At 66.9% G+C, this 25,580-nt stretch carries 22 protein-coding genes; 8 read left to right on the forward strand and 14 right to left on the reverse strand.

Translation table 11 applies throughout. From position 1 onward, the window contains the following. Positions 1-15 precede the first annotated feature (15 nt). The 5 genes from AC3FNH_RS21305 to AC3FNH_RS21325 all read right to left on the reverse strand — a co-directional run bounded on the left by AC3FNH_RS21305 (position 16) and on the right by AC3FNH_RS21325 (position 9,018). The gene (locus tag AC3FNH_RS21305; RefSeq protein ID WP_488721467.1) at positions 16-927 is read right to left on the reverse strand and encodes a transglutaminase family protein; all 912 of its coding nucleotides are present in this window, start codon (positions 925-927) and stop codon (positions 16-18) included. Continuing rightward, on the reverse strand, positions 924-3,563 hold the full coding sequence (locus tag AC3FNH_RS21310) for a circularly permuted type 2 ATP-grasp protein (RefSeq protein ID WP_488721468.1): 2,640 nt from the start codon (positions 3,561-3,563) through the stop codon (positions 924-926). The genes AC3FNH_RS21305 and AC3FNH_RS21310 overlap by 4 nt, the downstream gene beginning before the upstream one ends. 57 nt (positions 3,564-3,620) lie before the next feature. After that, positions 3,621-7,073 (reverse strand): transglutaminase family protein, encoded by a 3,453-nt coding sequence (locus AC3FNH_RS21315; protein WP_488721469.1) that lies wholly within the window; start codon positions 7,071-7,073, stop codon positions 3,621-3,623. A 72-nt stretch (positions 7,074-7,145) separates the two neighbouring features. Beyond that, positions 7,146-7,895 carry a tetratricopeptide repeat protein gene (locus tag AC3FNH_RS21320; protein ID WP_488721470.1) on the reverse strand — a complete coding sequence of 250 codons (750 nt, stop codon included), beginning with the start codon at positions 7,893-7,895 and terminating at the stop codon, positions 7,146-7,148. Positions 7,896-8,046: 151 nt separating this feature from the next. Continuing rightward, on the reverse strand, positions 8,047-9,018 hold the full coding sequence (locus AC3FNH_RS21325) for a magnesium and cobalt transport protein CorA (RefSeq protein ID WP_488721471.1): 972 nt from the start codon (positions 9,016-9,018) through the stop codon (positions 8,047-8,049). Positions 9,019-9,216: 198 nt separating this feature from the next. On the opposite strand from AC3FNH_RS21325, the gene minC reads away from it, so the two are divergent. The 4 genes from minC (at position 9,217) to AC3FNH_RS21345 (ending at position 12,595) form a co-directional block, all read left to right on the forward strand. Next, entirely contained in the window at positions 9,217-10,017 is an 801-nt protein-coding gene (minC, locus tag AC3FNH_RS21330) for a septum site-determining protein MinC (RefSeq protein WP_276099096.1), read from the forward strand. 67 nt (positions 10,018-10,084) lie between these two features. Then, positions 10,085-10,900, forward strand: a complete 816-nt coding sequence (gene minD, locus AC3FNH_RS21335; RefSeq protein ID WP_276099095.1) for a septum site-determining protein MinD — start codon at positions 10,085-10,087, stop codon at positions 10,898-10,900. 24 nt (positions 10,901-10,924) lie between these two features. Continuing rightward, the gene (gene minE / locus AC3FNH_RS21340; RefSeq protein WP_006164360.1) at positions 10,925-11,179 is read left to right on the forward strand and encodes a cell division topological specificity factor MinE; all 255 of its coding nucleotides are present in this window, start codon (positions 10,925-10,927) and stop codon (positions 11,177-11,179) included. A gap of 300 nt (positions 11,180-11,479) precedes the next feature. Beyond that, positions 11,480-12,595, forward strand: coding sequence for a porin (locus tag AC3FNH_RS21345; RefSeq protein ID WP_488721472.1), 1,116 nt, complete (start codon positions 11,480-11,482; stop codon positions 12,593-12,595). Between the two features lie 106 nt (positions 12,596-12,701). On the opposite strand, the gene AC3FNH_RS21350 is transcribed toward AC3FNH_RS21345, so the two are convergent. Beyond that, positions 12,702-13,409, reverse strand: coding sequence for a response regulator transcription factor (locus AC3FNH_RS21350; RefSeq protein WP_488721473.1), 708 nt, complete (start codon positions 13,407-13,409; stop codon positions 12,702-12,704). Positions 13,410-13,601: 192 nt separating this feature from the next. Here AC3FNH_RS21350 and AC3FNH_RS21355 point away from each other — a divergent pair, with 192 nt between their 5' ends. After that, positions 13,602-14,303, forward strand: coding sequence for a response regulator transcription factor (locus AC3FNH_RS21355; protein WP_488721474.1), 702 nt, complete (start codon positions 13,602-13,604; stop codon positions 14,301-14,303). Here the strand turns inward: AC3FNH_RS21355 and AC3FNH_RS21360 are convergent. Then, the gene (locus tag AC3FNH_RS21360) at positions 14,290-15,276 is read right to left on the reverse strand and encodes a Bug family tripartite tricarboxylate transporter substrate binding protein (RefSeq protein WP_276099091.1); all 987 of its coding nucleotides are present in this window, start codon (positions 15,274-15,276) and stop codon (positions 14,290-14,292) included. The genes AC3FNH_RS21355 and AC3FNH_RS21360 overlap by 14 nt on opposite strands. 86 nt (positions 15,277-15,362) lie before the next feature. Then, on the reverse strand, positions 15,363-15,647 hold the full coding sequence (locus tag AC3FNH_RS21365; protein WP_276100867.1) for a hypothetical protein: 285 nt from the start codon (positions 15,645-15,647) through the stop codon (positions 15,363-15,365). A gap of 360 nt (positions 15,648-16,007) precedes the next feature. Between AC3FNH_RS21365 and AC3FNH_RS21370 the strand changes: the two genes are divergently transcribed. Then, positions 16,008-16,763 carry a hemerythrin domain-containing protein gene (locus AC3FNH_RS21370; RefSeq protein WP_488721475.1) on the forward strand — a complete coding sequence of 252 codons (756 nt, stop codon included), beginning with the start codon at positions 16,008-16,010 and terminating at the stop codon, positions 16,761-16,763. Here the strand turns inward: AC3FNH_RS21370 and AC3FNH_RS21375 are convergent, their stop codons facing one another. The 3 genes from AC3FNH_RS21375 to AC3FNH_RS21385 all read right to left on the reverse strand — a co-directional run bounded on the left by AC3FNH_RS21375 (position 16,764) and on the right by AC3FNH_RS21385 (position 20,023). Further along, the gene (locus tag AC3FNH_RS21375; RefSeq protein WP_276099089.1) at positions 16,764-18,137 is read right to left on the reverse strand and encodes a GAF domain-containing protein; all 1,374 of its coding nucleotides are present in this window, start codon (positions 18,135-18,137) and stop codon (positions 16,764-16,766) included. Positions 18,138-18,159: 22 nt separating this feature from the next. Then, the gene (locus AC3FNH_RS21380) at positions 18,160-18,678 is read right to left on the reverse strand and encodes a hypothetical protein (protein ID WP_276099088.1); all 519 of its coding nucleotides are present in this window, start codon (positions 18,676-18,678) and stop codon (positions 18,160-18,162) included. Between the two features lie 112 nt (positions 18,679-18,790). Beyond that, entirely contained in the window at positions 18,791-20,023 is a 1,233-nt protein-coding gene (locus tag AC3FNH_RS21385) for an MFS transporter (RefSeq protein ID WP_488721476.1), read from the reverse strand. Between the two features lie 126 nt (positions 20,024-20,149). Here AC3FNH_RS21385 and AC3FNH_RS21390 point away from each other — a divergent pair, with 126 nt between their 5' ends. Further along, complete coding sequence (locus AC3FNH_RS21390; protein WP_488721477.1) at positions 20,150-20,977, forward strand: AraC family transcriptional regulator; 828 nt, start codon at positions 20,150-20,152, stop codon at positions 20,975-20,977. Positions 20,978-21,009: 32 nt separating this feature from the next. On the opposite strand, the gene AC3FNH_RS21395 is transcribed toward AC3FNH_RS21390, so the two are convergent. The 3 genes from AC3FNH_RS21395 to AC3FNH_RS21405 form a co-directional block, all read right to left on the reverse strand. Continuing rightward, positions 21,010-22,233 (reverse strand): M20 aminoacylase family protein, encoded by a 1,224-nt coding sequence (locus AC3FNH_RS21395; RefSeq protein ID WP_488721478.1) that lies wholly within the window; start codon positions 22,231-22,233, stop codon positions 21,010-21,012. A gap of 277 nt (positions 22,234-22,510) precedes the next feature. Next, a complete protein-coding gene (locus AC3FNH_RS21400; protein WP_276099084.1) occupies positions 22,511-23,353 on the reverse strand; it encodes a fumarylacetoacetate hydrolase family protein in 843 nt (280 codons plus the stop codon). Continuing rightward, positions 23,350-24,087 (reverse strand): GntR family transcriptional regulator, encoded by a 738-nt coding sequence (locus AC3FNH_RS21405; protein WP_276099083.1) that lies wholly within the window; start codon positions 24,085-24,087, stop codon positions 23,350-23,352. The genes AC3FNH_RS21400 and AC3FNH_RS21405 overlap by 4 nt, the downstream gene beginning before the upstream one ends. A gap of 180 nt (positions 24,088-24,267) precedes the next feature. Between AC3FNH_RS21405 and AC3FNH_RS21410 the strand changes: the two genes are divergently transcribed. Next, a complete protein-coding gene (locus AC3FNH_RS21410) occupies positions 24,268-25,566 on the forward strand; it encodes an MFS transporter (RefSeq protein WP_276099082.1) in 1,299 nt (432 codons plus the stop codon). Positions 25,567-25,580: the final 14 nt, after the last annotated feature.

Here is a 25,580-nt window from a genome sequence, read left to right on the forward strand (position 1 = left end):
AGCCTGCGGGATCGCTCAGTCCACCGGCACCACCGTCACGCCGACGTCCACGCCGTGCGCGCCGCCGCCGACGATCACGCCATGCAGCAGCGGCACGTCGCTGTAGTCGCGGCCCAGCGCCAGCGTCACGTGGCGCGTATCCGCCAGCACATTGTTGGTCGGGTCGAGGTCGACCCAGCCCGCGACCGGGCAATACACCGACACCCACGCGTGCGAGGCGTCGGCGCCGACCAGGCGCGGCTCGCCGGGCGGCGGCTCGGTGCACAGGTAGCCGCTGACGTAGCGGGCCGCCAGCCCCACGGATCGCAGGCAACCGATCATCACCTGGGCAAAATCCTGACACACGCCGCTGCGCTGCGCGAATGCCTGCATGGCCGGCGTGTCCACTTCGGTGGATTCGCTGTGATATTCGAAATCGGCATGGATGCGCCCCATCAAATCCATTGCGCCGGCCACGACCGGTACGCCTGCGCCAAAGCTGGGCAGCGCGTACTCGCGCAGGCTCGGATGCAGGGCAATGTTGGGCGAGGCAAAGACGAACTGCGTGGCAGGCTCGAACGGCTGGCCCGCGTGGAAGCGCAGCGATTGCGCCACCGTCTCCCACGGCGCGGACGCGGCCGGGTCCAGCGCCTGCCACCGCGGCGTGAGCACCACGGTGCTGGTACAGGTCAGCTGCATCTGCGTATGCGGTACGTCGAGCATGAAGTGCAGTACGCGGTTGCCGAACGCATCGGTACGCACATGCTGGTGAGTGGGCGCGGGCTCGATGCGGGTGTCGTGCTCGGTCACGGCCTGCCACGGCAGGTCCGGCGGCGTGGCCACGGCACGCTGTTGGGCATGTTCGACCGGCTGCGAATAGCGGTAGGCGGTGGTATGCAGCACGTGGAGCGTGCTGCCGCCGGCGGGAGATATCACGGCGTCGGTCACGGCTGGTCGGCTTCCGGGTTGGCGCCGGCATGGCTGAAATAGCGTGCGCTGATCTCGTCGGACACGCGTGCCATGCGCTCGAGGAACTGGCCGCACAGCGCCGACAGCGCGCCCGCATCGCCGCCCGCAGCGTTTAGCGCCTCGCACAGCGCCGCGCGCGTTGGCAGGGCGCTGGCCGCAGGCAGCAGTTCCGCGAGCGGCACACGTGCCTGCGCGCTGCCTCCGGGCGCAAGCTGCTCGAGCTTGCTGCGCAGCCGTTCCAGCAACCCATAGAGGCCGCGAGGGTTGGTCGGCTCCAGCACGAGCAGGTCGACCAGCGCGGCCAGGTCGCTGCGGCCCGGATAGAGCGAGCGATAGGTCAGGGTGCAGTCGAACAGGTGCAGCAGCAGCTCGAAGCCACTGCGCGAGCGCAACGCGCCCGTGTCGATCGCGGTCAGCAGGAAGCTGCTCATGGTAGCCAGGCGCTCGATATGGCGCCCGATGAATACCAGGCGCCACGCTTCGTCGCGCGACATGCGGTCGCCCTGCGCGCCGTTGATGGCGCCAAGCTGCATGGCCAGGTGCTCGAGCGCGGCCAGCACGCGCGCGCGGTCGTAGCTGGCGGTACCGCCGTCGTCGAGAGACAGCGTGGCCTCCATCATGGCGTCGCCAAAATCGTTGCGCGCGGCGAGGATGGTGCGCCAGTGGTCGTTGGACAGGCGGTTGCGGATCTCATTGGCCGCGGCGGCATGCGCGGCAAGGTTCTGCACAAGGCCAGTGCTGCCGCGAACGTCGGCCAGCGTGGCAACCAGGCTGCGCTCGAACAGGCGCAGCGACATTTTTGGCGACGGCGCCTCGGCGGGCACCAGGCCCGCCATCTGCGCGAGCTGGCCGAGCATCGATAGCGTGCCGTCATCGGTATCGTCGCTGCTTTCGATGGAACCGAGGATCTGCCGGCACAGCCTCACATTGTTCTCGGCGCGCTCGGCATAGCGCCCGGCCCAGAACAGGTTCTCGGCAGCGCGGCTCGACACCACCAGCGCCCGCGCCGGTGTCGGCGCCGCGAGCCCCGCGCGCCCGGCCAGCGGCGCGGCCGGCACCGGCTGGCTGGACATCACCCAGGTATCCGCGCTGGTGCCGCCGAGCTGCATCGATACCGACTCGAGCTGCGGCGCCGCGAGCCGGCTGAAGCCGCCCGCCATGACCTGCCAGCCGCCATTGCCATCCGCCACCGCGAATACGCGCAGCATGGCCGCGCGCGAACCGATCCGGTCCCCTTCCCAGCATGGCGTGTGCGACAGCGGCAGGGGCGGCTGCAGCGTGTAGCGGTCGGGCATGCGGGCGATGCGCTCGCGCCAGCCGTCTAGCGCCTGCAGGCCCAGCTCCATGCCCACCGCGGGCTCGTCGCTCAGGTCGGCGCGGCGCGGGTAGGTCGGCATCACGAAGGCTTCGGGCAGCGTGGCCAGCGCCTGCTCGCGCGCGGCGTCCTCCCCGCACCACCAGCTGGGCACGCCTGGCAGCAGCAGCGGCTCGCCCAGCAGCGCTTCGGCAATGCCGGGCAGGAAGCCGTGCATGGCCGGGGATTCCAGGAAGCCGGCGCCGGGCACGTTGGACACCATGACATTGCCCGCGCGCATCGCCTCCAGCAGCCCGGGCACGCCCAGCGTGGAGTCGTGGCGCAGCTCGAGCGGGTCGCAGAAGACATCGTCCAGGCGCCGCAGCACCACGTCCACGCGTTCGAGTCCGCCGAAGGTCTTGAGGTAGACCACGTCATTGCGCACGGTCAGGTCCTTGCCCTCGACCAGCGTGATGCCAAGGTAGCGTGCGAGAAACGTGTGCTCGAAGTAGGTCTCGTTGTAAGGACCAGGCGTGAGCAGCACGATGTGGTGGCCGGTAGCGGACGCAGCCGTCCCGTCGCGCCCGCTGCCAGCCTCGGTCGCGGCGGCCAGTGGCGCATGCGCGAGCGTGGACACCAGTTGCGCGAACGCCGGCGGCAGGCGGCGCACATGCAGGTCGCGGAAAGCATCGGTGAACAGGCTGGAGATGATCAGCCGGTTCTCGAGCGCGTAGCCCATGCCCGAAGGCGTATCGGTACGGTGCGCCATGACGGTCCAGCCGTCTTCGGTGTGCACCAGGTCCACCGCGACGATCTGCAGGAAGCTGCCGCCCGGCGGCTGGTAGCCCCGCAGCGGATGCAGGTAGCCCGGATGCCCATACACCAGCCCGGGCGGCAGCAGCCCGCGCGCGAGCAGCGTCTGTTCGCCATAGATGTCGGCCAGGATCGCATTGGCCAGCGTCGCGCGCTGCGCGGCGCCGCGCTCGATGACCTGCCAGTCCTGTTCGGTGACCAGGAACGGAAACAGCTCCAGTGGCCACGCGCGCGCCGCGCCCTGGTCGGCATAGACGTTGTAGGTCACGCCGTTGTCGCGGATCTGCCGCGCCATGGCCGCCGCGCGCGGGGCCAGCTCCACGGCGCCGGGCTCGCCTACCACGGCGAAGAAGCGCGCCCACGCCTCGCGCAGCGTGCCGGCCGGCAAACGCAATTCATCCAGGTGTCCGGCAGGCACCGGCTGCGCGAGGCGGGCAGCGGCGGCAATGGCCGCCGTGGCGTGAGGGGCGTCGGTGTCGTCGGCGGGCCGCGACAGGGGCTGGGCCAAGGTCTGGTCTCCGGTTGGCGGCTGCGCCGGTCCCGGCGCAGCCGCGCTGCTGCATGTCTACCCCTGGCGCAGGTCTAGCGTGAAGGGAAACTCGAGGCTGCGCCGCGGCGCCTGCGCAACGGTGCGCCCCGGCGTGTGCCCGTAGGCCGAAAAGCGTGCCAGGCGCCGGCTTTCCGCCTCATAGGCGTTGACGGGGAAGGTCTGGTAATTGCGCCCACCCGGATGCGCCACATGATACTGGCAGCCACCGATACTGCGCTCGCTCCAGGTATCGACCACGTCGATGGTCAGCGGCGCGTGCGGCGCAATGGTCGGATGCAGCGACGACGCCGGCGCCCATGCGCGGTAACGCACGCCCGCGACGAACTCGCCCGCGCGCCCGGTGGGTTGCAGCGGCACGGCCTGGCCATTCACGGTGACCACATGGCGGCTGTCATTCATGCCGAGCACGTGCACCTCGAGGCGTTCCACCGACGAATCCACGAAGCGCACCGTGGTGCCGGCCGCGCCTTCCTCGCCCATTACATGCCACGGCTCCAGCGCGCCGCGCAGCGTGAGTGCCAGGCCACCGGCGGCAAGTTCGCCAATGCGCGGGAAGCGGAATTCGAAATGCGGGGCAAACCAGCCGGCATCGAAGGCAAAGCCGGCAGCGCGCATGTCGGCCAGCACGTCGTCGAAATCCATCTGCACGAAGGTTCCCAGCATGAAGCGGTCGTGCAGCGCCGTACCCCAGCGCGTGAGCGGCGCCTGGTACGGCTCGCGCCAGAAGCGTGCCACCAGCGCGCGCAGCAGCAACTGCTGCACCAGGCTCATGCGCGCATGCGGCGGCATCTCGAAGGCGCGCAGTTCCAGCAGGCCGAGCCGGCCGGTCGGGCCGTCCGGAGAGTAGAGCTTGTCGATGCAGAACTCGGCGCGATGCGTGTTGCCGGTGACGTCGATCAGCAGGTTGCGCAGCACGCGATCGACCAGCCACGGCGGCACATAGCCGTTCGTGCCGTCCAGTTCGCGCCCGGCAAGCTGGCGGCGCAGTTCGGCGAACGCGATCTCCAGCTCGTAGAGCTGGTCGTTGCGTGCCTCGTCCACACGCGGGGCCTGGCTGGTCGGCCCGATGAAGAGCCCGGAGAACAGGTAGGACAGCGACGGATGGTTGTGCCAGTACGCAATCAGGCTGGCCAGCAGGTCCGGCCTGCGCAGGAACGGGCTGTCGGCCGGCGTGGCCCCGCCCAGCACGAAGTGGTTGCCACCGCCGGTGCCGGTATGCCGGCCGTCGAGCATGAACTTCTCGGTCGACAGGAAGCACTCGTGCGTGGCCTGGTAGAGGAACTCGGTGTGGTCGACCAGTTGTTCCCAGTTGGCGGCGGGATGGATGTTCACCTCGATCACGCCGGGATCGGGCGTGACCTGCAGCACCTTGAGCCGCGCATCGCGCGGCGGCGGATAGCCTTCCAGCACGATCTGCACGCCAAGGGAGGCGGCAGTGGCCTCCACTGCCTGCAGCAGAGCGAGGTAATCTTCGAGCCGGGGTAGCGGTGGCATGAAGACGTAGATGACGCCGCGCTTGTCGTCCGCCTGTTCGGCCTCGACACGCGGGCCTGCCGCGCGCGCCGGATGGCGGACCTCGACGCACAGTGCCGTGCGCACGACGCCGGTCGCGGATTGCCCGCGTGCGGGCTCGACCTGCGCTGTGCCACTGGTGCCGCTGCCCGTACCCATTGCAGCGGTAGTGGTGGCGGCGTGCCGCGCCGGCGCCGCCGATGTCGCGGACAAAGGTGCTGGTGACTGTCGGCGCAGACCCGCTGCCGCCGGCAGCGGCGCGCGCGGCGCGAAGGGATCCTGCTCGAACTGCTGCTCCCGGTCGGCCGGACTCGACCACGGGAGGGCATCGAGCGGCAGCCGGTAGCCCATCGGCGAATCGCCGGGCAGCAGATACAGCCGCTCGTCGCGCAGGTACCAGCGGCCGCTGCTCCAGCCGCCCGCTTCGCCAGCCTGCTCCGCCTGGCTTTCGTCCCGTGCCAGCGGCAGCACATAGCCAGTCACGCTCGCCAAGCCCGCATCGAACACGCGGCGCAGGCGCATGCGCTCCATTTCGTCATCCAGCCGCGAAGCATGCGGATCGACGTTGACGGGCAGCCGCCGCTCGCGCCACAGGTAGTACCAGGCATCCTCATAGCCTGGCAGCGCATAGGAGGTGTCGAGCCCGAGCCGGTCGCACAGGGCCATCATGAAGCGGCGCGCATCGGCGTCGGTATAGTCGCCGGGATGGCGCTCGTCGGCAAAAAGCGCCGGGTCCTGCCAGCAGGGCGCGCCGTCGGCGCGCCACGCAATCGTCAGCGCCCAGCGCGGCAATTGCTCGCCCGGATACCACTTGCCCTGCCCGAAATGCAGGAAGCCGCCCGCTCCGTAGCGCTCGCGCAGGCGATGCACCAGTTCGGCGGCCAGGCCGCGCTTGGTCGGCCCGAGCGCATCGGTATTCCACTCGGCGCCGTCACGGTCGCGCGCCGAGACGAAGGTCGGCTCTCCTCCCATCGTCAGGCGCACGTCCATCGCCTGCAGTTCGCGGTCCACCGCGGCGCCGGCGGCGCTCACAGCCTGCCACTGGTCCTCGGTATAGGGCAGCGTCACGCGCGGCGACTCATGGACGCGCGTGATGGTCATCGCATGGCTGAACTCGGCTTCGCATTCCTCGACCTCGCCGGTCACTGGCGCGGCGCTGCCGGGCTCGGGCGTGCACGCGAGCGGTATATGCCCCTCTCCCGCAAGCAGGCCGGAGGTGGGATCCAGCCCGATCCATCCTGCGCCAGGCAGGTAGACCTCGCACCAGGCATGCAGGTCGGTGAAGTCGCGCTCGGCGCCGCTCGGGCCGTCGATGGCCTTCACGTCAGGCGCCAGTTGCAGCAGGTAGCCCGAAACGAAGCGCGCCGCCAGGCCGAGGTGGCGCAGCGTCTGCACCAGCAGCCAGCCCGAATCGCGGCACGATCCCGAGGCATTGGCGAGCGTGGTTTCCGGGCTCTGCACGCCCGGCTCCATGCGGATCAGGTAGCGGATTTCTCGTTGCAGGCGCTGGTTCAGCGCCACCAGGAAATCGAGCGTGCGGCATTCGGCGCGATCGATGCTGTCGACAAAGGCCGCGAAGCGCGGTGTCAGTTCTTCGCGCACCAGGTAGGGCGCCAGGTCATGTGCGAGGCCGGCGTCATACGCGAAGGGAAAGCGCTCCGCCGAAGGCTCCAGGAAGAAGTCGAACGGGTTGTAGACCGACATCTCGGCCACCAGGTCGACCGTGACCTTGAACTCCGTCGTCGCTTCCGGGAAGACCAGGCGCGCCAGGTAATTGGAGAACGGGTCCTGCTGCCAGTTGATGAAGTGCTGCGCCGGCTCGATGCGCAGCGCGTACGACAGGATCGGCGTGCGGCAGTGCGGTGCGGGCCGCAAGCGCACCACCTGCGGCGACAGCTTCACCGGACGGTCATAGCGATAGTGCGTGACGTGATTCAGTGCGACATGTATGGCCACGGCGCCCTCCCAGGCGGTTGCTGCGATTGGTGTCGCCCTGCCTCAAGCAAGACTTGTTCCCTCTCCGGCCGCTCACATCGAGCCGCCGGCCTTCGCGCGCACGGACTCCTCCAGCAGCGAGCGCAGCTTGGCCAGCGCGCCCGGATCGCCATGGGCCGCCGAGCGTGCATACCAGATCTTGGCCTGTTCGATGTCCTTGCCCACCACGCCGGGTTCGCCGCGCTCGTAGTAGCTGCCGACAATGTACTGGGCCCCGCCGTCGCCCGCGCTGGCGGCGCGGCTGTACCACTCGAACGCCTTGGCATAGTCGCGGGACATGCCGCGGCCGGTGAAGTAGTTGGTGGCCAGCGCCATCTGCGCCTGCACATGGCCGCCCTGCGCGGCGCGCTCATACCAGCGATTGGCCTCTTCCAGCGAACGTGGCACCAGCTCGCCGCGCTCGTACAGGTCACCAAGCGTGAACTGCGCGTGTGTCATCTGGTTGTCGGCAGCCTTGCGCAACCAGACCAGCGCCTCCTGCGGCTTGGGCGCCGTACCCTCGCCGCGCAGCAGCATCATGGCGTAGTTGAACTGGGCCAGCCGGTTGCCCTCCCGCGCCGCGGCGGCAAAGCCACGGAGCGCGGTATCGAACGCCCCGGCCTCATAGGCGGCGAGCGCTTCGCGGGTCTGCGCCTGGGCCGGCTGGGCAGGCGCGGGCGTGGCCTGGACCAGGACGCCGGGGCAGATAGCCAGCACGATTGCCAAGAGGGCAATGGCCAGCGCACGACGAGGGGCCGGGCCGGCTGTTGCGGCGGGCCAGAGCGAGGGGCGGGCTAGTGGCATGGCGGACTCCGGATGCGCTGGGCCTTCTTGAATCCAGTGTAGGAGGCGGCGATGCGGCCCGGAAGCCAATGACGATGGCGCAATTATTCAAGCGAATAATCAACAACCAAAAAAATTATCGAATGAAATCCATACAACTAATAAGCCCCCCTCAGATCCATCCGGCGCGATGCAAACGCCGCCATAGTCCGCCGCACGCGACGACTGTTACACCGATCACAAGCGGGTACGCGTAGTGGAACTTGAGCTCTGGCATGAACGAGAAATTCATGCCGTAGAGGCTGAACACCACCGTCGGGATCGCCAGGATGGCGCCCCAGCCGGCGAGACGCTTGACCACCTCGTTCTGCCTGACCGTGACCAGGGCCAGGTTGACCTGGACGGCGGTGGTCAGCATTTCGCGCACGACGTCGAGCGTGCGCACCAGACGGCTCGCGTGGTCCTCGATATCGCGGAAATAGGCGCGCAGTTCCTTCGGCACAAGCTCTTCGTGCAGGCGGATGAGCTGGCTGCAGATATCCTCGACCGGATTCACCGCATTGCGCAGGCGCAGCACTTGCCGCTTGATCTGATAGAGGCGCTCGATCGCCGCGCGGTCGAATTCGTCGCGGAAGATGCCCTGCTCCAGTTCAGCGAAAGTGTCCTCGAGCCGCGTTACGATCGGCAGGTAGTGGTCGACCACGAAATCCATCAATGCATACAGCACATAGCCCGGGCCATTGGCCAGACCCTGCGGGTCATGCTCGCAGCGCTCGCGCACCGGCGCGTAAGTGCTGCTGGCGCCATGTCGCACCGAGACCACATAGTTGGGGCCGACAAACAAGTGGGTTTCGCCCACCACGACCTCGTCCCCAACGAGCTGGGCAGTGTTCAGCACCACAAACACCGAGTCGCCATAAGCCTCCAGCTTGGGCCGCTGGTGTGCGTCAAGCGCATCTTCCACCGCCAGGTCGTGCAATCCGAATGACTGCTGCACCTGGCGCAGCAGAGACAGGTCCGGTTCGTGCAGGCCCAGCCAGACAAAGGTGCCTGGCACGCTGAGCGCCTGCGGAATCTCTTCAATGCCAACGGTGCCGAGCCGCTTGCCTGCCCGGTAAGCCACACAATTGACGATCGCACCCATGACGGCTCCCCTCTGCAGATGGCGCAATCGTAACAAGGTGACGTGACGAGCGTCTGGACGGCCTGATCGCGCTGCCGCCGGCACCACTTCTGCGCGTCCAATGGATTGCGTGCGGCACCTGGGGATAAAGTCGGCCTATTTGTTACAGTTCGCACCGAAGACGCAGTTAGAATGTGGCATTTCCACGGTCACCCGGCTATGTCACAGAAGAAATCGCCACGCTTCGAGCTGCGCAGTGGCAATGTAGACGCCCTCCTTCTCGCCCTCCAGACCGCCGACATGGCTGCACTGCGAGACGACCTGCTCTCCCGGTTCGAAGCCACCCCCGATTTCTTCTCCAATGACGTGATTGCGCTGGACCTGCGCGCGCTTGAAAGTGACGATGAGATCTCTCTCGACACGGTGATCGGCACGCTGGCGACGCTCAAGGCCCGTGCGATCGGCGTGGTCGCGCGCCCTGGCCAGCACGAGTGGGCGCAGCGCTTCGGCCTGCCGTTGCTTGACAGCCAGAGCCGCCGCGGCCTGAGGGAATCGGCAGAAGCCGTCGAGGCTGCCGAACGCGCCCTGGCAAAAGCCGCCGCCGAACAGGCCGCGCGCGAGGAAGCGGCCCGCACCGCTGCCCAGTCCGCCACCGAAGCCGCCGTCAAGGCCGCCATCCAGCAGACCCAGACCATCCTGATCGACAAGCCGCTGCGCTCGGGCCAGCAGGTCTACGCGCAGGGCGACGTGGTCATCATGGACGTGGTCAGCTACGGCGCCGAGGTGATCGCCGAAGGCAACATCCATGTCTATGCCCCGCTGCGCGGCCGCGCGCTGGCGGGCGTGAAGGGCAACACCAGCGCGCGCATCTTCAGCACGTGCATGGAACCCGAACTGATTTCCATTGCCGGCATCTATCGCACGGCCGAGCAGACGCTGCCGGCCGACGTGCTCGGCAAGACCGCCCAGGTTCGCCTGGCCGATGAAAAACTGATTCTGGAAGCCATCCGGTTCAAATGATCCGGCGACCAGTCACCACCTGAATTACTGCAGCGCAAGCTTCAACCTAATTACGGACCAAAGAGCCATGGCAAAAATCATCGTTGTGACCTCCGGCAAGGGAGGCGTCGGCAAGACCACCACCAGCGCCAGCTTTGCCGCGGGCCTGGCCCTGCGCGGCCACAAGACGGCCGTGATCGACTTCGACGTCGGCCTGCGCAACCTCGACCTGATCATGGGTTGCGAGCGCCGCGTGGTGTATGACCTGATCAACGTGGTGCAGGGCGAAGCCAACCTGAACCAGGCCCTGATCAAGGACAAGAAGTGCGAGAACCTGTTCATCCTGCCGGCCTCGCAGACGCGCGACAAGGACGCGCTGACCAAGGACGGCGTCGAGAAGGTAATCAAGGGCCTCGTCGACATGAACTTCGAGTACATCGTCTGCGACTCGCCGGCCGGCATCGAGTCGGGCGCGCTGATGGCCATGTATTTCGCCGACGAGGCGCTGATCGTGACCAACCCGGAAGTGTCCTCGGTACGTGACTCGGACCGCATCCTGGGCATCCTGGCCTCCAAGACCAAGCGCGCCAGCGAAGGCGGCGAGCCGATCAAGGAACACCTGCTGATCACGCGCTACAACCCCAAGCGCGTGCACGGCGGCGAGATGCTGTCGCTGACCGACATCCAGGAAATCCTGCGCATCAAGCTGATCGGCGTGGTTCCCGAATCCGAGGCCGTGCTGCACGCGTCCAACCAGGGCACGCCCGCCATCCACCTGGAAGGCAGCGACGTGGCGGACGCCTACGGCGACGTGGTGGACCGCTTCCTGGGCAAGGACAAGCCGATGCGCTTCACGGACTACCAGAAGCCTGGCCTGCTGTCGCGCATCTTCGGCAACAAGTAAAACAAGTACGGAGGACTCATCCCCATGTCGATCCTGTCCTTCCTGCTGGGGGAAAAGAAGAAATCGGCCTCGGTCGCCAAGGAGCGGCTGCAGATCATCCTGGCCCATGAACGCACGGGCCATTCGGCCCCGGCCGACTACCTGCCGGCCCTGCAGCGCGAGCTGGTCGCCGTGATCTCGAAGTACGTCAAGATCAGCGACCAGGACCTGCGCGTGAGCCTCGAGCGCCAGGACAACCTGGAAGTGCTCGAAGTCAAGATCGAGATCCCCCAGGGCTGATTCGCCAGTCCTGCCCGCTTAGCCACCGGCGCCCCCCTGCAGCAAGGGGGCGCCGGTGTCGCTTCCTCCCTCCCCACACGGCCAACTAGTGTCCGATGCTGGTGCAACGCACCAACACGGTATTGTGTAGCGGCCAGACAACGGATTTGCACCAAAATCCTGCTCGAATCCGGCCTCCCACGCGTATTTGTGTCCTTCGCTCTGACGTTTTGTTAAATTTTCGCGGCGTTTACAGGAAACGTAGACCCCGTGCCCCGCCGTGATCCGGCGGAGACCAGAACAGAACAGAAAAGGAGCACCATGAAGAAATCGGCCATCGTCCTCGCCGCCGGCAGCCTGCTGGCAGGTTCCGCTTTTGCACAAACTTCCGTCACGCTGTACGGCATCGCCGACGTCAGCCTGCGCTATACCAACCACGCCGACGCTGCGGGTCACGGCCTGACCGAACTGACGGACGGCGCCATCACCCAGAGCCGCTGGGGCCTGAAGGGCGCCGAAGACCTCGGCAACGGCCTGAAGGCGATCTTCCAACTGGAAAACGGTTACAGCCTCGACACCGGCAAGATGAACGGCGCCTCGACCGGCCAGCTGTTCAATCGTCAAGCCTATGTCGGCCTGAGCGGCAACTTCGGTGCGATCAAGCTGGGCCGCCAGAACTCCGAAGCATTTGCGTTCTTCGGCGACTACGATCCTCTGACCGTCGGTAACTACTTCCAGAACTCCTGGATGTACGGCACCCTGGCCCGCCTGCGCAACAACAACGTCGTCAACTACAGCGGCAAGTTCGGTGGCCTGGACGTCGGCGCCAGCTACGCCTTCGGCGAAACCCCGGGCAGCTTCACCAAGGCTTCGGGCGCCCCGACTTCCAATGGCTCGTCGGTTCCGTACTGGGGCGTTCACGCCGCGTATGAGTACGGCCCGTTCGGCTTCGGCGGCGTGTTCCAGGAATCGCGCGACCAGGTTGGCAACAAGCAGCAGTTCTGGGGCGTTGGCGGCAAGTACACGGTCCAGGCATTCAAGCTGTTCCTGGGCTACCAGGGTGGCAAGGACCGCACCGGCGCAGCTGACATCAACCTGAACCAGAACATCAACTCCCCGGCGGCTACGGCAATTATCGCCGGCGCGGCCAACAACCCGCGCAAGGACAACATCGCCTACGCTGGCACGACTTGGCAAGCCAGCCCGGCCCTGGCTGTGACGGGCGCGTTCTACTATGACTGGGCTCAGAACGTGAACGGCACGACCGCCAGCGGCAAGCGTTACACCGGCGCGCTGATCGCCGAGTACTCGCTGTCGAAGCGCACGCAAGTCTACGGCGCTGCCGACTACAACCACGTTTCGGGTCAGTCGATCACCGAACTGCCGAGCTCCAACAACCAGTTCGGCGTGGCCGCTGGTATCCGCCACATTTTCTGATCGTTTCCCGATCAGTTGACTGTTTGGCAGAAAGGCACCTTCGGGTGCCTTTTTTTATTGTCGGGCCGTTTACCATGCTTGGCAGGTGGCGCAGCAAGGCACTAGCTCACGCAGCTTCGCTCTCCGCCAGCTCCAGCCGGTACCCATGCGTATAGACGGGCGTCAGCCGGAGTCCATTCTCGGCATGCAGTCCCAGCTTGCTGCGCACGCGCGACACATGCGTATCGATCGTGCGTGACAGCGGCGAAATCTCGCGGCCCCAGACCGTGGCAATGATGTGGTCGCGCGTGACGATGCGCCCCTCATTGCGGAACAGCAGCACCGCCAGGTCGAACTCCTTTGGCGTCAGGCAGACCGGATGCCCATGGAACGTCGCCTGCCGCGCCACGCAATCGAATACATAGCCGGCCAGGCGCAATGGCGCGTTGCGCGCGAAATCCCCCGGACAGGTGCGGCGCAGCACTGCGCCGATGCGCGCCGACAGCTCCGCGGCACGGACGGGCTTGGTCATGTAGTCGTCCGCACCGGCAACGAGTGCGCTGACGATATCGGCCTCGGCTCCATGAGCGGAAAGGAAGATGACGGGAATGCGCCGGTCGAGATTGCCGCGCACCCAGTTCAGCACCTCGCGGCCGGACATGCCCGGCATCTGCCAGTCGAGCAGCAGCAAGTCGAAGGCGGTGTCATGCAAGGCCAGCAGCAGGCGCCGGCTCTGGCTGAAGCTCACGCATTCATAGCCGGCTTCATTGACGATCCTGCGGACCAGTGCCGCATGGACCGGATCGGCTTCCAGCGAGGCAATCGTCTTTCCCATAGTCTGTCTTCCTCAGCGTTTGCGCTTGAGGAAATTAGAAACCGGGAACCGGGACATCAGAATAGGAGGTGCCTCAAAACTGGATTTCAACAATCGTTTACTCCGTGCCGCAGCGCGGGTCCCTACCATGGGCGACTGCCATGCCGGCCTTTGCGCCGGCTTCCTGCATTCAGAAGCGCCAGGAGACTCGACGTGAGAATTGCCGTTTTGGAGGCCGACCCGACCCGGGCCGTCAGCATCGACCAGACCCTTCGCCTCAATGGGCACCAGTGCTCGCGCTACATCCACGGCAAGTCCCTGATCCAGGCACTGCGCGGTGGCACCTTCGACATGCTGTTGCTGGACGGTGACGCGCCGGGCATTTCGGCGCTGGACGTTTTGTCATGGGTGCGCCGCACGCTCGGGCATGAATTGCCGGTGATGCTGCTCGGAGACAGCGACGACGACATGCATATCGCTGCCTGCTTTGGCGAAGGTGCCGACGCCTATCTGCGCAAACCCGTCGGCATGGCGGAACTCGCCGCGCGGGTGATGGCGCTGCTGCGCCGCGCATGTCCGGCCGGTGCGCACGCCTGCGATCTCAGCCACGGCGCCTTCCGCTTCGCCACGGCCGACCGCCGCGCATGGGTCCACGGCCGGCCGGTGGCGCTGGCGCCAAAGGAATTCGACCTGGCCGTGCTGCTGTTCCGCAACCTCGGCTCGCTGGTGCTGCGCCAGACCATGGTCAACGAGGTCTGGCGCTATCACGTCGATGCGGCTTCGCGCACGGTCGACAGCCATCTGTCCCGGGTCCGTACCAAGCTCGCGCTATGGCCGCACAACGGCGTACGGCTGTCCGCCGTCTACGGCCTCGGGAACCGGCTGGACCCGGTGGAGAGCGTCAGTCGGCCTTGATGCCGGCTTCCTTGACGATGCGGGCGTTCTCCACGGATTCGTCATGGATGGCCTTGGCGAACTGCGCGGCCGTGCCGCCGGTCGGCACTTCACCGCCCTTGAGCAGGCGCTCGCGCACCCCGGGCTCGGCCAGCGCCTTGTTGAGTTCGGCGTTGAGTTTGTTGACGATCGCCGCCGGCGTCTTGCCCGGGGCAAAAATGCCAAAGGTCGAGGTCAGGTTCGCCTGCGGGTAACCGAGTTCCGCGAGCGTCGGCACGCCGGCCAGGCTCTCGATGCGCTTCGGTGCGCCCACGGCGAGCGGGCGCAGCCGGCCAGCCTCCATGTGCTGCGTCAAAGCGGGACTGGCATTGGTGCTCATCACCTCGAACTGGCCGCCGAGCGCGTCGTTCATCTGCTGGCCTGCGCCCTTGTATGGGATCAGCGTCAGCTCGGCCTTCGACTTCGCCTTCACCTGCTCGAGCACGACATGGCCAACCGTGCCGAGGCCCGAAGTGGCCCAGCGCACCGAGCCCGGCTTGGCCCTGGCTAGTGCGACGAGGTCCTGGAACGTCTTGCCGGCAAAGCTCGGCGTGGCGACGATCAGCACCGGCGAGTACATCACGCTCATGACGGGCGCCACATCGCGCTGCGGGTCGTAGTTGACATGGCCCACATGCGGGTTCAGCGTGAGCGGGCTGGTCGAGGCAAAGCCGAGCGTGTAACCGTCCGGCGCGGCCTTGGCCACCGCATCGATGCCGATGCTGCCGCCGGCACCGGCCTTGTTCTCGACCACCACGGAGGTGCCCATCTGGGCCGAGAGCCGCTCGCCGAGCGCGCGCGCCACGGTATCGCTGATCCCGCCGGTGGGATAGGCGACGATCATGCGGATCGGGCGGCTCGGGTAGTTGTCGGCGGCTGCAGCGGGCAACGCTGTGGCCATCAGGCCGGCAGCGCCAAGCGCGGCCAGTACGGGCAAGCGGGAATGAAAAGCCATGACAGGTGCGGGAGATAGAAGGGCGCGGGGCGTGGCACGTGGCCGCGTCGCGTATCTTAGCCGATCGACTGGCGCGGCTTGCCGCCTTAGCGCACCAGCGGGTGTTCCGGCACCCATGAGACAAAGAGCTCGTTGGCGCGGTCATACAGGCGCCAGACCGTGCCGCAGTCGCGGCAACAGAAGGTCAGCATGCTGTACGGAACGCCAGCCACGCTCTGGCTGACCAGCGGCGCGGTACTGCGCAGCGCCAGGCAGGACGGCGGCTCGCGGCGCCGCGGATCCGCCGCCAGCGCCAGGCAGCGCTCACAGGCGGGAACAGCGGTGGAAGGGGAAGCGGGAAGCGAAGGTACGGCGGACGTCATGCCCGCCATGATGCCGCAAAACACGCGCTTGCTGCGCGCCTCGCAGCATGCAGCGGCAATTCGCGCCGTCGTGCGTCGTATTCACTACATATATCGCAGCCAATCCAATTCGCGCGCATGCACACACGCGGCACGCGCGGTCCCTGATGCCATTCGCGCCCATTCGCTCATTTTCGCGCTTTAAGGAACAGTTAAGATTTCCTGAGCGAACTTTTACGAACCCGCGCTCGTGCCGCTTCCTAGACTGCCTTGCATGCGGCGGCCAGCACCGGCCTGATGGCGCCGCGATCCGGATCGCCACTGGCGCCGGACTTGCCAATCGCAGGCCGCCCGGGCACCGATGGTGCCCCTGAAGGAGACAGGTTCATCATGGCAGTCACAGGCAACACCCACGGCTTCACGCAATCACACCAACATGCACAAGCAGCGCCGCGCTTCGATATCTATGGGCGCATCCACAAGGCGCTGCGCGCCTTTATGGCCGACACGCTGCTGCGCGTCGGCCGCACCGACACCGACGACGAGGCCGAGCTGCGCGGCACGCTGAGTCAGGTACGCGATCTGCTGTCGGCTTGCGAGCAGCACCTACATAAGGAAGACGACTACGTGCACGCCGCCATGGAAGCGCGCGTGCCGGGTTCCACGGCGCGCATCGCCCACGAGCATGTGACCCATATGGCCGAGATCCGGGCGCTGCTGGCGCTGACCGACCGCGTGGCCGCCACCATGCCGGCGGCACGCCCCGACGCCATCCGCGAGCTGTACCGCCAGCTGTCGCTGTTCGTTGCCGAGAACTACGAACACATGCATTTCGAGGAGACCCGGCATAACGCCGTGCTGTGGGCCAGCCATACCGATGCCGAGCTGCTCGATGTGGAGAACCGCATCGTGGCCTCGCTGCCGCAGGAGACGGTCGGCGTGATCGCCCGCTGGATGCTGCCCAACGTCACGCCCGCCGAGCGCGCGCTGATGCTCGCCGGCATCCGCGAGAACGCGCCGGCGGAGGCCTTCACCGGCCTGCTCGAGGTCTGCCGCACGCTGCTGCCGATGCCGGACTGGATGAAGCTCACGCGCGCGCTCGGTCTGCCGTCCGGGTCGATGCAGGCCATCTGGGCGGCGGGCTGATCAGCCGCCGCGCTCCACGTGCTCGATCCGCAGCGGCCGCGCCACGCGCAAGGCGAAGCGGCCGCGGCCGGTGCGCTCGATGCGCACGCTGGCGTCGCGCTCCACCAGCCGGCGCGCCAGCAGCACCAGCCGCGCCTCGAGGTTGTCGCTGATGTCCGGCAGGCCAAGCGCGGGATCGAGCCGCAGTTCGCGATTGGTGAAGGCTTCGCGCCCGGCGTGGAGGTAGTCGCAGACCAGGCGCCGGAAGATGGCGCCGGCCACGCCCTTGATGAGGTAGTCATCGTCGAGGAAGACGCTGCCGTCGGCCTCGAAGTAGCGCACCAGCACCGGCTGCGGCGCGGGCGGCGGCACATCGCCGGGCATCGCGGCCACGGCGGATTCGTCGGCCGCGGCGTCGGCGCTGGCCTGCAGCCCGCGCATGGCGTGGCCGAGCTGCGCGGCAAGGATCACCAGGGCGTCCTCGTCCTCATAGGTAAAGCGCTGTTCCCGCTCGCTTTCGACGAACAGCACGCCCAGCAGCGTGTGACCGGCACAAACCGGCACGGCGAGCTGGCTGCCCGGCGCGCGCAGCCCCGGCAGCGGGATCTCGGTTTCGAGCCGCGCCGACAAACCCGTGTCGATCACGCTGTCGCGCATGGCGCGGCTGTAGCTGCGGTCGGAAGTCATGTGCATGATGCGGATCGGCGTACGCTCGCGCGCGGCCACGCCGATGACGCCCTCCCCCAGCGCGATCTCGGAACCGACGCCAGACACTGCGTAGCCGTGGCTGGCGACGGTGTAGAGACGTCCGGCAAGTGCGTCGTGCATGAGCAGCATGGCATGGTCGACGCCGAAGTCTGCCGCCAGGCCGCCCATCGCCACGTCAAAGAGCTGGCCGGTCTCGGTGCAGGCCGCCAGCCTTTCCGTCATGCAGCGCAGTGCGCCGAGCCGTTGCCGGCGAGCCTGGCCCGACGGCACAGCCAGGCGCCCGCCGCCCGGCACGGCTTCGATGGCCGAGACCCGGTACACGTCCGCGCCCTGCAGCCTGAAGACATTCTCCATGCCCGAATGCGAAGCAATGCCGGCGAGCCTGGCCCTCATGTGCTCGAACAGCGGGCCGGCGGTCTCGGTGCGCAGGTAATGGACGGTCAGGCGGTACATGGCCGCCGTGTCCGGATCAATCATCAGCACCGTACCCACGGGATTGCCCAGCACGTTCTCGCGCGTCTTGTTGAAGAACTGGAACGACAGCGCGACATGCTCGGGATCGACGTACTGCACGTGCGAGAGATACGCGACGTTGGGCGTGCCGTCCGCCGCGCAGGTGGCCATCACGGCGGGAATCACGCCTTCCAGGCAATCGCGGATATCGGCGGCGTTCAGCGGGGCCGTCATGGTTGCGCGCGCGGCTTCGGTGTCACGTTGTTGCCGGGCTGAGTGCCTGCCCGGCCTGGGCACCGGGCGTCTGCTGGAACGCCTGCGCCGGGGTGAAGCTGACGGCGACGAGGTCATCGTCCGGGCACGCCAGGAAGGCGTTGGCAAGCGCCGCTTCCAGTCCGATCAGGCTGATCTCCTCGCCAAGCGCCAGGCGGTAGGCGGCCACGCGCGCGCAATCGCCAGGCTGCAGAGGCGTTTCGCGCGCGTCAAAGCCCTTGAGCTGCAGCGTGCGGTGCGTGGTCGGTTCACTGAACACCACGGCGATCGACCGGTTGGCCGCGATGTCGGCCAGCACCTGCCGCGACTGCTGGCGGCACAGGAATACGGTCACGATGGCATCGTCGTCATCGATGCGGAAGCCGACCGCGCGCATCAGGTGCGGCACCATGGCGGCGTCGCGCGTGGCTGCGATCACCGATACACGGCGTTCAAGCACTGCGGCGTGGCCATCCGCGCGCAGCGCCGCCAGCGCCGAGGATGGCGCGGCTGGCACTGGCATGGGTGGGGATGACCGGCGTGCAGGCATGGTCATGCCAGTGTAGAAGACACCGGCCCCAGTGAAAAAGCCCCGTCCGGGTGGGGTGCGATGGCGCTTGGTGCGCCGGCGCGCGTCAGGCGGTCTTGCGCTTGCCGCCCAGGTCGGGCAGGAACACCGCCAGCAGACCCAGCAGCGGCAGGAACGCGCACAGCCGGTAGACAGTCTGGATGCCGTGCGTGTCGGCCAGCCCGCCCAGCACCGCGGCGCCGATGCCACCCATGCCGAAGGCCAGGCCAAAGAACAGGCCCGACACCATGCCCACCTTGCCGGGAATCAGCTCCTGCGCGAACACCAGGATCGCGGAGAAGGCCGACGCCAGGATGAAGCCGATGATGAAGGTCAGCACGCCGGTCCAGAACAGGCCCACGTGCGGCAGCACCAGCGTGAACGGCGCCACGCCAAGGATCGAGGCCCAGATCACCCGTTTGCGCCCGATGCGGTCGCCGATCGGCCCGCCCAGGATGGTGCCCGCCGCCACCGCGAACAGGAACACGAACAGGTAGACCTGCGCGGTCTGGCGCGCCAGGCCGAACTTCTCCATCAGGTAGAAGGTGTAGTAGGTGGTGAGGCTCGCCATATAGAAATACTTGGAAAACACCAGCACCAGCAGCACCAGCATGGCCCGCACCACCACGCGCGTCGGCACCGGGCTGGCCTTGGCGCCGGCCGCCTTGCCCTTGCGCGCGCGGTGCGCGAGCTGCTGCGCGTACCAGCCGCCGATTTTCCACAGCACCCCGATGGCCAGCAGCGCCGCCAGCGAGAACCACGCCACGCTGGCCTGCTTGTGGACAATGCCCGCCGCCAGCAGCGGCCCCATGGCGCTGCCGCCATTGCCGCCGACCTGGAAGATCGACTGCGCCAGCCCGTGCTGGCCACCCGACGCCATGCGCGCCACGCGCGACGACTCCGGATGGAAGATCGACGACCCGGTGCCGACCAGCGCCGCTGCCACCAGCAGCACGCCATAGGTCGGCGCGACCGACAGCAGCAGCAGCCCGGCCAGCGTAAAGCCCATGCCGATGGCCAGCGAGTGAGGCTTGGGATGCTTGTCGGTGTACAGGCCCACCACTGGCTGCAGCAGCGATGCCGTGACCTGGTAAGTCATGGTCAGCAGGCCGATCTGCACGAAGCTCAGGTTGAAGCCGCCCTTGAGCATCGGATAGATCGCCAGGATCAACGACTGGATCATGTCGTTGAGGAAGTGCGCGAAACTGATCGCGGACAGGACGCGGAAGCCGGTGCGCTCGGCGGCTTGCTCAAAGTGAACGCCGGACGCTGCAGCGTTGGAGTCGATGGTTGTGCTCATTGGCGGTCTCGACAGGACGGATGACGAACCGCTGGGGGCGCTCGTCGGGACAGTAGAAATGCGATGCTATCTGGCCCTAAATCGCCTGTCCTGCGAGAATGGGTCCGCAACCCTGGAGAAAAGGACATGCCTGCCTCACGTGTGTGGAAGCCCGCACCGGCGCAAACCCAGGCCCTGGGAGACACGCACACCCACCCGCCGCGCTATGTGCACTTTGATCGGGGCCCAATGCCGGTCACGGCCATGGCGGCCGACTACCATTCCGGCGACGTCACGGCCCGGCACCAGCATCCGCATGCCCAGCTGATCCACGCCGTCCGCGGTGTGATGGTCGTATCGACCGACGAGGGCCAGTGGATCGTGCCGCCCACGCGCGGCATGTGGATGCCCGGCGGCACGCTGCACTGGATCCGCATGGTGGGACCGGTGCAGATGCGCACCGCCTATATCCGGCCCGACGCGGCGCCGGACCTGCCCCAGCGCTGCACGGTGCTGGGCATCTCGCCGCTGCTGCGCGAACTGATCCTGGCCGCGATCGACATGCCGCTGCCCTACTCCGCCGATTCGCGCGACGGCCGGCTGGCGCGCTTGCTGCTCGATGAGGTGGTCCTGGTGCCGACGCTGCCCCTGCACCTTCCGCATCCCGTCGATGCGGGACTGCGGCAGATCTGCGACGCCATCGTCGCCGCGCCCGATATCCCCCTGACGCTGGCCGATTGGGGCGCACGGCTTGGCGTCGATCCCAAGACCATCCAGCGCCGCTTCGCGCGGGAAACCGGGATGACGTTCGGACAGTGGCGGCAGCAGGCGCGGTTGCTGGCGGCGCTGGAGAAACTGGCCGCAGGCGGCAAGGTGGTGGACGTGGCGCTCGATCTCGGCTACGAGAGTCCGAGCGCGTTTGCGACGATGTTCAAGCGGCAGTTCGGGGTGCCGCCGAGTGCGTTTTTTCGCTGAAGCCGCTGATCGATGTGTACCGGGCCACCGGCCTACCGGGCCAGATAGCGCTCCACCAGCCTGGTCCAGTACGCCGCGCCAACCGTCAGGTTCTCGTCATTGAAGTCGTAACCCGGGTTGTGCAGCAATGGCTGGTTGGCGCCATTGCCCAGCCGCACGAAGCATCCGGGCCGCTGCTGCAGGAAGTAGGCGAAGTCCTCGCTGCCGGTAATGCGCGCCGCCTGCGTCACCACCTTGTCGGCGCCGACCAGTTCCTCGGCGATCTGCCGCGCGAAATCGGTTTCCCGTTCGCTGTTGATCAGCACCGGGTAGCCATGCACATAGTTCACCTCGGCCACCGCGCCGTAGCCCTCGGCGTGCGAGATCGCAAGCTGGCGGATGCGGGTCTCCAGCGACGCCCGCACTTCCGGGCTGAACGAGCGCACGCTGATTTCCATGCGCGCGCTGTCCGGGATCACATTGGGAGCATGGCCCGCGTGCAGCGTGCCGATGGTGACCACGGCGGTTTCGTTCGGGTCGACATAGCGCGACACCACCGACTGCAGCGCCAGCACCAGGCTGCCGGCCACCAGGATCGGATCGACCGACTGGTGCGGGCGCGCGGCATGGCCGCCCTTGCCGCGGATGGTGATGGTGACGGTGTCGCAGGCCGCCATGAACGGGCCCGCGCGGAACAGGAAGTGGCCCTGCTCCACGCCGGGATGGTTATGCAGGCCGAAGATGGCGTCGCACGGGAAGCGTTCGAACAGGCCATCGGCCAGCATGCGCTCGGCCCCGCCGCCGGCGCCGATTTCCTCGGCCGGCTGGAAGATCAGGTGGACAGTGCCATTGAAGTTGCACGTACGCGCGAGCTGCTTCGCGGCACCAAGCAGAATGGCGGTGTGGCCGTCATGCCCGCATGCGTGCATGCGCCCCTCGTGCGCACTCGCGTATGGCAGGCCTGTGCGCTCGTGGATGGGCAATGCGTCCATGTCGGCGCGGATGCCGATGCTGCGCCCACCGGTGCCCGCCTTCAGCGTGCCGACCAGGCCGGTGCCGCCCACGCCGCGCGTGACCGCGTAGCCCCAGCTTTCCAGCAGGCTGGCGACCAGCCCGGAGGTCCGGACTTCATCGAAGGCTAGTTCAGGGTTCTGGTGGATGTTGCGCCGTATGGCTTCCAGTTCGGCGCGGCTGTCCAGGGTGTCGGCCAGCGCGCAGAAACGGCGCTTCAGCGTGGTACCGAGGTAGGTCTCGATCTCGGGGGCGTGCTCGGACATGGCATTGCTCTTCTGGCAGAGACTGCGGGACGGTCAGGACGCCGTCCTTACAATCAGTATTTCACGCAGAAATCGCAACGGAAACGTCAAAGGCGGGATTTGATGTAAATCGATGTAACCCGGCCGTTTTCGACACCGGAACTGTTGCTCTCATGGCACGCTTTGTATGGGAACCCAACGCTTTGTATAAAAGCGTTTCGACGGGGAACCTGGCGGGCGCCTTGCACGCCCGCCCTGCGCGACGCATGTCGTGCGCTGTGCCGCCCGGGCGGATCACTCAGGCGTAAGGCACCACCTTCTGCGCCTGCACGCCCAGGCCCTCGATGCCCAGACGCATGGTGTCTCCCGCCTTCAGGAAGCGCGGCGGCTTGAAGCCCATGCCTACGCCCGGCGGCGTGCCCGTGGCGATCAGGTCGCCGGGTTGCAGCGTCATGAAGCGGCTGACGTAGCTGACCAGCGTGGCCACGTCAAAGACCATGGTCGCGGTGCTGCCCTTCTGCACGCGTTCGCCATTGACCTCCAGCCACAGGCCGAGCGCCTGCGGATCCGGCACTTCGTCGCGCGTCACCAGCCACGGGCCGACCGGGCAGAAGGTATCGCAGCCCTTGCCCTTGTCCCAGGTGCCGCCGCGTTCGATCTGGAACTCGCGCTCGGAGACATCGTTGACCACGCAATAGCCCGCCACATGGCTCAGCGCGTCCTCGCGCGAGACATTGCGCGCCGTGGTGCCGATCACGACGCCCAGCTCCACCTCCCAGTCGGACTTCTGCGACCTGTACGGCAGCATCACGTCATCGTCCGGACCATTGAGCGAGCTGTTGGCCTTCAGGAAGACGATCGGCTCGGCGGGAATCGGCATGCCGGCCTCGGCCGCGTGGTCCGCATAGTTCAGGCCGATCGCGATGATCTTGCCGATACCGGTCCAGGGCACGCCGAAGCGCGCGCCCTCCACCACCGGCAGCGTGCCGGCGTCCACCTGGGCCAGGCGCGCGAGCGCCTCCGGCGACAGCTGCGATGCAGAAATGTCCGCCACCACGCCGGACAGGTCGCGCACCTTGCCCTGCGCGTCGATCAGGCCCGGGCGCTCGGCGCCGGGCTGGCCAGTTCTTACCAGTTTCATTGTCTTCCCTTGGATGGATGGGCCTGACGGTCGGCCGCCCCTGCGAGCGAACGCGCGACCACCGTCAGCACTTCATTGGCGGTGTTCTCGGAATGCCGGCGCAGTACCTGCGCCAGGCGCGGACGACCGGGCTCGCGCAGGGCCGCCATGATCTCCTCATGTTCCTCATGCGACTCCTGCCAGCGCAGCGTATCCGCATTGGCGGCGCCGCGCGCGCGGTGCACCTTGCTCATCAGCGCGGCATAGACGGCGGCCAGCACTGGGTTGGCGGCCCCGTCGATGATGAGCTGGTGGATTTCCTGGTTGATGCGGAAATAGTCGGTACGCCGCCCCGCCGCATGCGCTTCGATCATGGCCACGTGACGGCGCTCCAGCTTGGCCTGCGCCGCTTCATTCAGGCGCTGCGCGGCCAGTTCGCCGGCGGTCGCCTCCAGGCCGTGCAGCGTCTCGAAGGTGGCGCGCAGTTCGTCCAGGTCCAGCGGCGCGACGCGGTAGCCGATGTACTGCCGGTGCAGCACCAGCCCTTCGGCCACCAGCACCTTGAGCGCCTCGCGCAGCGGCGTCTTCGAGACATCGAACGCCTCGCAGAAGGCCCGCTCGTCGATTCGCTCGCCGGGTGGCAATTCGCCCTCTTCGATCATCGTGCGCAGCCGCGCGGCGATTTCGGCGGACATGCCCAGCGTGCGCAGACGGGCGGTTTTCGGAAGCGTTTGTGTCACGGACGTCACCAGCATGGGGAATTTGCACCAAACGAAGGCTATCACACCCAGAATTGTGCTACCGCAATCTCGTAAAATCAATGACTTACGAGAGTTGTAATTACAGATTACGTATCCTATACTCCGAACCAGTTGCGCGACACCCACTACAAGCGCCTCAATCGAAGGACCCAAGGAGTAAGGAGACACCTCGTCATGCAAACGACAAGCCAAGCCGGCACCCTCACGGCCACGCGCAGCAGCGTGCGCTGGAAGATTTTCCTGATGATGCTGATGCTCGTCGCGATCAACTACATCGACCGCGCGTCGCTGTCGGTGGCCATGCCGCTGATCGCCAAGGAGTTCGACCTCAGTCCCGCCATGCAGGGGCTGATCCTCAGTTCGTTCTTCTGGACCTACGCATTCATGCAGATCCCGGGCGGCATGCTGGCCGACAAGTACAAGCCGCGCATTGTGATCGCCTGCGCCACCGTGTGCTGGGGCTTCTTCCAGGCGATTGCGGCGGTCTGCACCAACGCCACCTCGCTGCTGCTCACACGGCTCGGGCTGGGCGCCTCGGAGGCGCCGATCTACCCGGCCGGCGGCAAGCTCAACGCCATCTGGATGACGCAGAACGAACGCGGCCGCGGTGCCACGCTGCTTGACGGCGGCGCACCGCTGGGAGCGGCGCTCGGTTCGCTCATCATCGCCGGGCTGATCAGCGAACTCGGCTCGTGGCGCATGTCGTTCGTCGTCGCCGGCGTCGGCACCGTGCTGGCCGGCTTCGTGGCCTGGTGGTACATCCGCAATTCCCCGCGCGAACACAGCGGCGTCAATGAACTCGAAGCGCGCCACATCGAGGAAGCCCACGCACGCGAGCACAGCACCGAGCCGACCAACCTGTCCGGTCGTTCGCTCGATTTCTTCAAGTACCGCTCGGTGTGGTGCATGGCCATCAGCTGGATGTGCTTCAACGCCGTGTTCTATGGCCTGCTGACCTGGATGCCGACCTACCTGAGCAAGGCGCGCGGCTTTGACCTGAAGACGATGGGCGGCGCGAGCTTCCTCATCTTCATGAGTGGCTTCGTCGGTGAACTCGTCGGCGGCTGGATCGCCGACAAGTGGAAGGAAGCCGGCGGCCGCCCCAACGTGGTCATGCGCACGCTGTTCGGCATCGCGGCCGTGGTCGCCACCGTATCGATCTTCTCGGTGGCTTATGTCGCCAACGCGGTAGCCGTGGTGGCGCTGCTCTCCTCCACCATGTTCTTCCTGCGCTGGTGCGGCCTGTTCTGGTCCGTGCCGTCGATGCTGGGCACCCGCAACAAGATCGGCTTCCTCGGCGGTCTGATGAACCTGGGCGGCAATATCGCCGGCATCAGCGTGCCGATCATCGTCGGCCTGATCGTGCAGGCCACGGGCTCCTACTTCCTGGCGCTGATGTTCTTCGCGGCCGCCGGCGTGGGCCTGCTGCTGGCTTCCACCTCGATCGACTACGAAACCAAGCTTCCGGTCTGACCGGCACCGGTCCC

This window comes from Cupriavidus sp. 22TCCZM01-5, from assembly GCF_057798915.1.